Source organism: Streptomyces sp. NRRL B-24484 (assembly GCF_000717715.1).
Lineage (GTDB): Bacteria > Actinomycetota > Actinomycetes > Streptomycetales > Streptomycetaceae > Kitasatospora.
Genome location: NZ_JOAI01000111.1, coordinates 1 through 1,896 on the forward strand (window position 1 = coordinate 1; position 1,896 = coordinate 1,896).

Here is a 1,896-nt window from a genome sequence, read left to right on the forward strand (position 1 = left end):
GTGTAGGCGGCGTGGAAGCCGAGGTCCTCGGCCCGCCGCCAGATCTTCTGCCCCTCGCTCCACCGGTGGATGGGGAGGATCACGGTACTCAAGCGCATGCCAGTGACCCTACGGCGCACTGGGCGTCTTGCGCCTTCCCTCCCCTGTCCGGGAGGTTTGACGCAAGTCCCTTCCTGGAAGATGCTGGTTGCGTCTTCCCTCCCGGTTTCGGGATAGAAGGCGCAGGAGGATTCATGGAACTACTTTCGGTGAAACAAGCCGCAGCCATTCTCGACGTCGACGACTCCCGCGTTCGACAGCTCCTCCGAGCCGGGTCTCTGGACGGTCAGCACGTCGGAGGACGTTGGCTGGTCGACGGCCACAGCGCTCGGCTGCGGAAGGAACGTGGTAGCGCGGCAGGACGCCCGCTCTCCGTGCGCAACGCGTGGGGCCTCCTGGCCGCGCTCAGCGGGCAACGGGCTCCAAACCTGTCAGATGCCGAGCGGTCCAGGATCATGAGCCGCCTCAGGAACATGGCCGCGCACGACGAGTTGCCAGTTGCGCGCCTGGGGGAACTGATGCGGGCCCGAGCCGAGTGCCGACGGTACCGCGTTCACAGCGGGCTGTTGCCAGTGCTCCTGGACGACCCGGACGTGGTCCGTAGCGGTATTAGCGCGGCAGCCCGCGTAGGGGCCGGCTACCTGGCACCGGGTAGAGCTGAGATCTATGTTCATCCCGACAAGATCGGCAAGCTGGAGGCCGGGTTCGGGCTTGCCCGCGATAACGCGAGCGGCAACCTGCTCATGCATGTAGCCCCGGCAGAAGTCTGGCCCTTCCTTCGCGCCGACGCCGACGCCCCGACCAAGGGCAGCGATGCGCCGGCCGCGGTGGTGGTAGCCGACTTGCTCGACTCCCAGGAGGACCGAGCCGCAACCGCTGCCACAGAACTGTTGCGGCAGCTCCTGGCCGCTTGCCTGCAGAAGCGGGAGGGAGCCGAATGACAGATTCGACGGCCGGGGTCGTGATCGAGTCCGACCTCATGACCAAGCCGCTGGTCGATCTGTGGAACGTGCTCCTGGACCTATCGGAGAGGGTCCCGCAGGCATGGTCCCTGATCGGCGGCCAAATGGTCTTGCTGCATGGCTTGGAGCATGGTCGAACACCACCGGCAGCCAGCGCCGACCTGGACGTACTCGCGGACGTCCTGTCCGACCAACGAAGCCTGAGCCGTCTGGTGACCGCCTTGGCAGTCTGGGCTTCGCTCCTGCGGGGATGTCACCGCAGGGCAACCTGCTGCACCGCTACCAGAGGGGTGCCGAGGAGGGGCTCCTGGTGGTGGATGTGCTGGCCCCTGACAATCTGGGACCTCGGGCGGACCTGACGACCACCCCTCCAGGGCGGACCTTGGAGGTTCCCGGCGGTCGCCAAGCGGCCCAACGGACTGAAGCTGTCCGGGTGAGACTCGGCGAACGCACCGGCACCATCCGCCGTCCGAGCCTGCTGGGATCGATCGTCGCCAAGTCCGCAGCACTGAGCATCAAGACCGTGCCTCCCGACCGGCACTATCGCGACCTGGCTTTCCTTCTGTCCCTGCCCATGAACCCGATGGAGCTGCGGGACCAACTGGAAAGGTCGGATCGGAAGAAACTGGCTCTCGCCGCAGCATTGCACAACCCACAGCACCCTGGTTGGCGCGAACTGCGCGACGCCGCCGCAAGAGCCGATGGCCAGTCTGCTTACGCATTCCTCTCGCCCCCGTGACGGTCCGCTCCAGGCCAGGAGCCCGGGTCAGGACGTGATAGGTGGAAAAGGATTGACCGAGGTCACCAGCGTGCCGAGCCGCATCCGCTCGGTCGCCGCCGCGGCGGCCGTCAGCGTCGGCACCGACCCGAACCACGGCTCGTCCCGGAACGACCG

General features: G+C 66.8%; 2 protein-coding genes and 2 pseudogenes. 2 read left to right on the forward strand and 2 right to left on the reverse strand.

What is annotated here, in order from left to right; all coding sequences use genetic code 11:
* Positions 1-98: pseudogene (locus IE98_RS48790) on the reverse strand (LLM class flavin-dependent oxidoreductase); the annotation flags it as partial.
* Between the two features lie 135 nt (positions 99-233).
* On the opposite strand from IE98_RS48790, the gene IE98_RS0141405 reads away from it, so the two are divergent.
* Both IE98_RS0141405 and IE98_RS49940 read left to right on the forward strand, forming a co-directional pair.
* A complete protein-coding gene (locus IE98_RS0141405; RefSeq protein WP_106976869.1) occupies positions 234-980 on the forward strand; it encodes a type IV toxin-antitoxin system AbiEi family antitoxin in 747 nt (248 codons plus the stop codon).
* Between the two features lie 454 nt (positions 981-1,434).
* Positions 1,435-1,740: a hypothetical protein gene (locus IE98_RS49940; RefSeq protein WP_159401265.1), complete on the forward strand. Its 306-nt coding sequence runs from the start codon at positions 1,435-1,437 to the stop codon at positions 1,738-1,740.
* Between the two features lie 33 nt (positions 1,741-1,773).
* On the opposite strand, the pseudogene IE98_RS51790 reads toward IE98_RS49940, so the two are convergent.
* Positions 1,774-1,896 (reverse strand): annotated as a pseudogene (locus IE98_RS51790) (LLM class flavin-dependent oxidoreductase); the annotation flags it as partial.

Excerpts from the sequence above, each read along its gene's own strand:
- IE98_RS0141405 (WP_106976869.1), top strand. The coding sequence starts at position 234 with ATGGAACTACTTTCGGTGAAACAAGCCGCAGCCATTCTCGACGTCGAC.